8 protein-coding genes and 1 pseudogene are annotated in these 5,485 nt (G+C 40.3%); 4 read left to right on the top strand and 5 right to left on the bottom strand.

All coding sequences use genetic code 11. The features are described from left to right. Nucleotides 1–174: type B 50S ribosomal protein L31 (locus tag SCRDD08_RS11860; RefSeq protein WP_231089364.1), on the top strand; the 174-nt coding region annotated here is incomplete at its 5' end. A gap of 104 nt (nt 175–278) precedes the next feature. On the opposite strand, the pseudogene SCRDD08_RS04405 reads toward SCRDD08_RS11860, so the two are convergent. Next, a pseudogene (locus tag SCRDD08_RS04405) lies at nt 279–1,118 on the bottom strand (tyrosine-type recombinase/integrase); the annotation flags it as partial. A 167-nt stretch (nt 1,119–1,285) separates the two neighbouring features. On the opposite strand from SCRDD08_RS04405, the gene SCRDD08_RS04400 reads away from it, so the two are divergent. The 3 genes from SCRDD08_RS04400 (at nt 1,286) to SCRDD08_RS04390 (ending at nt 2,576) form a co-directional block, all read left to right on the top strand. Then, the gene (locus SCRDD08_RS04400; protein WP_061422598.1) at nt 1,286–1,654 is read left to right on the top strand and encodes a plasmid mobilization protein; all 369 of its coding nucleotides are present in this window, start codon (nt 1,286–1,288) and stop codon (nt 1,652–1,654) included. A gap of 294 nt (nt 1,655–1,948) precedes the next feature. After that, a complete protein-coding gene (gene relB / locus SCRDD08_RS04395) occupies nt 1,949–2,233 on the top strand; it encodes a type II toxin-antitoxin system RelB/ParD family antitoxin (protein ID WP_061422597.1) in 285 nt (94 codons plus the stop codon). Beyond that, nucleotides 2,223–2,576 carry a type II toxin-antitoxin system RelE/ParE family toxin gene (locus tag SCRDD08_RS04390; protein WP_061422596.1) on the top strand — a complete coding sequence of 118 codons (354 nt, stop codon included), beginning with the start codon at nt 2,223–2,225 and terminating at the stop codon, nt 2,574–2,576. Before relB ends, SCRDD08_RS04390 begins: the two co-directional genes overlap by 11 nt. Before the next feature lie 339 nt (nt 2,577–2,915). Here the strand turns inward: SCRDD08_RS04390 and SCRDD08_RS11365 are convergent, their stop codons facing one another. From SCRDD08_RS11365 to SCRDD08_RS11855, 4 genes are all read right to left on the bottom strand, one after another. Next, the gene (locus SCRDD08_RS11365; protein WP_125387654.1) at nt 2,916–3,071 is read right to left on the bottom strand and encodes a hypothetical protein; all 156 of its coding nucleotides are present in this window, start codon (nt 3,069–3,071) and stop codon (nt 2,916–2,918) included. A gap of 11 nt (nt 3,072–3,082) precedes the next feature. Then, nucleotides 3,083–4,393: a GTPase ObgE gene (obgE, locus tag SCRDD08_RS04385; RefSeq protein WP_048763691.1), complete on the bottom strand. Its 1,311-nt coding sequence runs from the start codon at nt 4,391–4,393 to the stop codon at nt 3,083–3,085. A 52-nt stretch (nt 4,394–4,445) separates the two neighbouring features. Next, entirely contained in the window at nt 4,446–4,574 is a 129-nt protein-coding gene (locus SCRDD08_RS11015) for a DUF4044 domain-containing protein (RefSeq protein WP_065426516.1), read from the bottom strand. Nucleotides 4,575–4,732: 158 nt separating this feature from the next. Next, nucleotides 4,733–5,485: phosphohexomutase domain-containing protein (locus tag SCRDD08_RS11855; RefSeq protein WP_462217693.1), on the bottom strand; the 753-nt coding region annotated here is incomplete at its 5' end.

The following is a 5,485-nucleotide window of genomic DNA, read 5'->3' as shown; positions in this document are numbered from 1 at the left end:
CTTAGCGGTTCAACTAAACGTTCAAACGAAACTGTTGAATTCGAAGGTGAAACTTACCCATTGATCCGTGTCGAAATTTCATCAGACTCACACCCATTCTACACTGGACGTCAAAAGTTCACTCAAGCAGATGGACGTGTGGATCGTTTCAACAAAAAATACGGTCTCAAATAATCAACCGCATTTATTGCTTAAAAACGTTGATACAAAGCCTTTTCCAAGAAATTGGAATTGGCTTTTTCTGTTTTTAGTACCGTTTTTGGTACCGTCTTGGAAAACTAACCTTTTGCACTATCTAGATAATCTACAAATTTTGTGATAGCTTTCTTCTCTCCTGCTACTGTAGAATGGCTATAAGTATCCAGGGTCATCTGACTACTTGCATGACCTAACCTTTTGGCTGCATTAACAGGGTCAACACCCGTTTCAATCATCAAGGTAGCATGAGTATGTCTGAAGCCATGAGGAGTTATCTTCTTCAAGTCATGTTTCCTAATAATGCGCTTTAGAACACTATTGATATAGTCCTGATATAAAGGCTCTATCTTTCCATCTCGGCCAACAAACGTAAACATGTAATCACTATCAATCAATGGGGTAACTGACAGTTGCCCCTTTTCTTTTCTGCTCTTTTGTTTCCACTCTTTCAAAATCGAGACTGTCTCAGTATCTAAAGGAATTTTCCGTATTGAAAACTTGTTTTTGGTGCTTTTCTCAACGGCTTTCCCCTTGATTCTACCTAGGTTTTTGCTGATAGAAAGTAATTGATTGTCAAAATCGATGTCAGACCACCTCAAAGAATACAGCTCCCCTTTCCTTAAACCACTATAGGCCAACAAACGAAATAAGGCATAGTTTTTATAAGGCTCTTCTGCCTTAATAATTGCTAAAAACTCATGCAACTCCTCAACGCTAAAGAAGTTATCTGACTTCTTCCGCTCTCTTTTGGGGAGTATCGTTTGCTTCATTGGGTTGTCTGTAATCAATTTCATTTTCAAAACAAAATCAAACACTTGGCTAGTATAAGATTTTAGCTTATTATGGTGGACGATAGGAAATTCTATTTGAAAACTTTTCCCTCGTGATAGAAAAAATTCCTGCGTGCAGGGATTAGGGGATTGGGGATTTCCCCAAAAATTTAAAAAGTCAAGAATGGTCAGTTTTGTAATCTGACCATCTTTGACTTTTTTAAAAACAGCATTTGGGTACCCAAGTGCTATGCTTGCCAGAAGAAAAGGGCCCAGAGGGCCTCAAGCGAAAAATGCCAGAATGGAGGTGGCTATTTGTGAAAAGTGAAGAGAAACGAAAACGGATGGTCCAGAAAAAAATCCGTTTGACAGAGGAAGAGGCTCGGTTCATTTCGACCAAAGTTTCAGAATCTGGAATGACAAATTTTAATTCCTTTGCCCGCATCATGTTAATTATGGGGGAGGTAAAAATTTTAAATTTTGAAGAATTAAAAGAATTGCGTCAGGCCATTCATCGGATTGGAGTCAATGTCAATCAGATTGCAAAAAAGGTAAATGAAGATGACCAGGTTAGCTTAAATGAGCTGAGTCAGATTCTTGAGCTGCAAAAATATTTGAAAGGGACAGTCAATCAATTTATCCAAAAACAAGAAAAGAAAACAAAGGAACAAGACAGATGGTTGTAACAAAGATTTAATTTAATTTATTTTAGACTATATGTTTATTCTTGACATTCTGCTCTTATTTATTCTAAACTGTAAGTAAGGATAGGATAACGTAGGACGACTGGTAACAGAGCGTTCAAAGGTACCAACTTCTGGTACGGGTGTGGGACTGCCTTCAGCCTTGGGCTGTAAAGACCCCAGACTACCATTGGTCCTATTCGTTTCACTCTTGGATTATATTCAAGAGTTTTTTTCTTGCCTAAAAAGTATAAAAGATATATACTAGCTATATATGATATAGATTGGAGATATGCCATGACTACATCACTTGCTAAGCAATATAATTTTAAAATCAATGAGGTAGCAATGGAACAAGCTAGAGCCATTATCAAGGAAAAAGGAATGACCATGACTGATGCTATCACTCTTTTTATAGAGCAGATTGTCCTCGAACAGGATTTGCCAATCAAGACTGCAGAAGATTTACACCGTGAACAGTTGATCGAGGAATTACAAGCCCAATCTGAACGAGCCTTAAGAGAATATGAAGCAGGCGAAGGAACTTCCCTAGACAGTATGAGGGCACGCTATGGCTTATAAAGTGATTGTTTCTGATGAAGTGAGCCAAGCCATTGACAGTATTCATGATTATATCACTACTGTTCTTTTATCACCTCAGTCTGCTAAAAATACGGTAGCTAAAATTTTAGATGGCTTAAAAAGTTTAGAAATCTTTCCTGAAGCTGGTTTTGACGCAGATGAAAAAATCGGTGTAAAGATTAACAGTAAGTACCCTACACGAGGAAAAATTATCGGTCAGTATGTTTTGCTCTACTTCATCGACCAAAACCGAAACACTGTTTTTTTATCTCACCTATTCCACACAAAAAGTGACTATGTCACCTTGCTACAAAAAGGCAATAAAAAAAGCTCAACTGATTGAGACAACTTTCATTATTTTATAAGCTCCGAAACCTAATTTTTTGGTACCTTTTTGGTACCGTGTCTGTTTCATAATACGTTATACATAAGACAATTTTTACGTTTCCACCTACTTAAAAGCTTGATTTAATAAGGATTTCAATAAATTTTGGAAAGATTTTGTAAAATACGGTCTCAAATAAGAACCGTATTGACATTAAAACAAATGTTGATACAAAGCCATTTCCGAGAAATCGGATTTGGCTTTTTTTGTTTTTTCCAATAAAAAATCCTTCGAAATATGGAATGAGGCAGCATGACTATTGCCACTCATTCCTTCATCTCAAAGGATTGGTTTCAACTATTGATCTTCTTTCAATTTTTCTCGCTCAAGGCGAAGTTTACGATTTGGATTTAGCCGATTAAAGAGTTCTTCCAGCTTTTTTGCATTCCAAACATCTGCTGCTGAGACAAAGTTGCCATTTTCGTCTCGGAAAGATATTGGTTTATCACCCATTACATATCTCCTTAGTCAACAAATTCAAACTCAAACTTACCGATGCGCACCAAATCTCCGTCCTTGGCACCACGCGCACGAAGCGCCTCGTCAACGCCCATACCGCGCAACTGACGGGAGAATTTCATGATGGACTCATCACGGTCAAAGTTAGTCATTGTAAAGAGTTTTTCTAGTTTATCACCTGAAAGCACCCATGTAGCATCATCATCACGAGAGATTTCGAAGGCTGGTGCTTCTTCATCAAAGCCATAATAAGCCTCGTCTTCCATATCGGATTCTTCATAAAGCAGAAACTCAGGTGTCTTATCCAGCAACTCAGCTGTCGCATCCAAGAGCGTGGCAAGCCCCTGCTTGGTCAGGCTAGAAATAGGGAAAATCTGCGGCAACTCTTCAAATTCGTCATAATTGGCAGCCAGTTTTTTCTTGAATTCTTCCAAGTTTTCTGCGCTATCAGGCATATCCATCTTGTTGGCTACAATGATCTGTGGCCGTTCCATCAAGCGCAAATTATAGGATTCCAACTCCTTATTGATCGCAAGGTAATCCTCATAAGGATCGCGCCCCTCACTGGCAGACATATCAATAACGTGCAAGATGACCCGTGTCCGCTCGATATGACGAAGAAACTGGGTACCTAGGCCCACTCCCTGACTGGCTCCTTCGATCAAACCTGGCAGATCGGCCACAGCAAAAGACTCGCCAGACTGAGTCCGAACCATGCCCAGATTAGGAACAATCGTAGTAAAGTGATAGGCTCCGATTTTCGGCTTAGCTGATGTAATCACACTCAGAAGGGTTGATTTCCCAACTGAAGGAAAACCTACCAGACCAACATCGGCCAGCACTTTTAGCTCCAGCAGTAATTCTCTTTCCTGACCAGGCTCCCCATTTTCAGAAATTTCCGGAGCAGGATTTTTAGGTGTAGCAAAGCGAATATTGCCACGACCACCACGACCGCCATGCGCTACGACGAAACGTTGACCGTGCTCGATCAAATCCGTAATGACCTTGCCAGTCTCAGCATCACGAACGGTCGTCCCCTGCGGTACACGGACAATCAAATCCTCCGCTCCTCGACCATGCATTCCCTTGGTCATTCCTTTTTCGCCTGATTGAGCCTTAAAATGACGGTTGTAACGGAAATCCATCAAGGTACGCAGTCCTTCATCCACGACAAAAATCACATCACCACCACGACCGCCATCGCCGCCCCAAGGTCCACCATTGGGTACATATTTCTCTCGACGAAAGGCTACCATGCCATCGCCGCCTTTGCCAGCCTTGACCTGAATCTTGGCTGTATCTAAAAACATACTCATATAAATTCTCGCTTCTTTTTTACTCTAAAAAAACGCCTTGCAGCGTTTAGGATTAGAAGATTACGCCGATAGCTTGTGCAAAAATTGCACCAATCGTTACAAGTAACATGATTACCACGACCAGCATTGTCAATTTTTCAAATCCAGTTTTTTTACGTTGTCCGTTATCTCCAAAAGCCACTTTATTACCTCAATTCCTAGATTACTCCCTATATTTTAACACGATTAGCATACTTTTTCAAATATTTACGAGATGAAAAAGAAAAAGAGAGGTTTTACTCCATTAGCCAAAGAATCCTAAAGGATATTTATGAAAATAATTTAAAAAGATTGAAGAACTTACTCCAAATAGGAGACTTCTCCAATCTTTTGACTTTTATCGATACCAATTTCAGCACGGACGACATCCGCAATTGTGTCCACATAATAGTCCACTTCTTCGTGAGTTGGCGCTTCAGCCATGACACGCAGAAGCGGTTCTGTCCCACTTGGGCGGACAAGGATACGGCCGTTTCCTGCCATTTCAATTTCCATTTTTTCAATAATGGCTCTGATGGCTGGTACTTCCATTGCCTTATCTTTCATGGCATTTTCGACACGAATATTAACCAATTTTTGTGGGTAAATGGTCACTTCTGCCGCAAGTTCAGACAAGCTCTTGCCAGTTTCTTTCATCACTTTGGTTAATTGTACCGCTGACAATTGACCATCACCAGTGGTATTATAATCCATGATAATGACATGTCCAGATTGCTCACCGCCTAGATTATAACCGTTCTTGCGCATTTCTTCTACCACATAGCGATCCCCAACAGCAGTCACTACTTTATTGATGCCTTCGCGCTCCAAGGCTTTGTGGAAACCAAGGTTGGACATAACCGTAGTCACAATTGTATTTTGAGCCAATTGACCTTTTTCAGACAGATGCTTGCCGATGATGTACATAATCTTGTCACCATCTACAATATCGCCATTTTCATCAACGGCAATTAAACGGTCACTATCACCATCAAAAGCGAGACCAATTGCCGCCCCTGACTCACGGACTGTTTCTTGTAGGCCTTCTGGATGAGTAGAACCTACATTTAAGTT

This window comes from Streptococcus cristatus, from assembly GCF_001578775.1.
In the GTDB taxonomy this organism is placed as follows: domain Bacteria; phylum Bacillota; class Bacilli; order Lactobacillales; family Streptococcaceae; genus Streptococcus; species Streptococcus cristatus_A.
This window is presented reverse-complemented; position numbering and strand designations above follow the sequence as displayed.